Origin of the sequence: Phocaeicola sp. RTP21198st1_B8_RTP21198_201120 (assembly GCF_040929485.1) — a bacterium.
GTDB classification, from domain to species: Bacteria; Bacteroidota; Bacteroidia; order Bacteroidales; family Bacteroidaceae; genus Phocaeicola; species Phocaeicola dorei.
In genome coordinates this window covers 309-1,236 of sequence record NZ_JBCOCI010000416.1, presented here as the reverse complement: position 1 = coordinate 1,236, position 928 = coordinate 309, and the positions used below count along the sequence as shown (strand labels likewise).

Below are 928 nucleotides of genomic sequence, written 5' to 3'. Positions count from 1 at the left end.
ATGTTGAACAAGTTCCTCGTGGAATATGCCAAGATGAGCGAATCACAAATGCCGGCACAGTATGCTGAACAATACAATAACATGTATAAATACTGGTCTTTTATTCAGAAAACACTGATCGAGAGCCGTCTGGCAGAAAAGTATCAGGCATTGGTGTCTAAAGCTCTTCTTTCCAATCCGGTGGAAGCACAGGACGCTTTCGATGCAAGAGTGAACCAGTACAACGTGTTGATGGCTGGTATTCCTTACTCTTCTGTAGTGGACTCTACAATCGTAGTGAAAGAATCGGAACTGAAAGACTTGTATAACAAGAAGAAAGAACAATTCAAGCAATATCAGGAAACTCGTGACATCAAGTACATTGATGTACAAGTGACTGCAAGTGCTGAAGACAGAGCTGCTATCCAGAAAGAAGTGGACGAAGCTACTGAACAGTTGGCTACTACTACGGAAGATTATACTTCTTTCATCCGCTCGACTGGCTCGGAAGCTCCTTATGTAGACTTGTTCTATAACAAAACAGCTTTCCCGTCAGATGTAGTTGCCCGTTTGGACTCTGCTTCGGTAGGTACTATTTATGGTCCTTACTATAACGGTGCCGACAATACAATCAACTCTTTCAAAATTGTAGCTAAAGCTGCTGCTGCCGACTCTGTCGAATTCCGTCAGATTCAGGTATACGCAGAAGATGCTGTGAAGACAAAGACATTGGCTGACAGTATCTACAACGCGATCAAGGGTGGTGCTAACTTTGCTGATCTGGCAAAGAAATATGGTCAGACTGGTGATGCAAACTGGCTAACTTCTGCACAGTACGAAGGTGCACAGATAGACGGTGATAACCTGAAATTCATCTCTGCTATCAACAATACAGGTGTGAACGAATTGGTAAACTTGCCGATGGGACAAGCAAACGTAATTCTTCAGG

Annotated in this window: 1 protein-coding gene; it reads left to right on the top strand. The window is 43.2% G+C overall.

The annotated features are described in order from the left end of the window. A partial coding sequence (locus AB5935_RS26860; RefSeq protein ID WP_368327962.1) for a peptidylprolyl isomerase occupies positions 1 to 928 on the top strand: 928 nt, incomplete at both ends.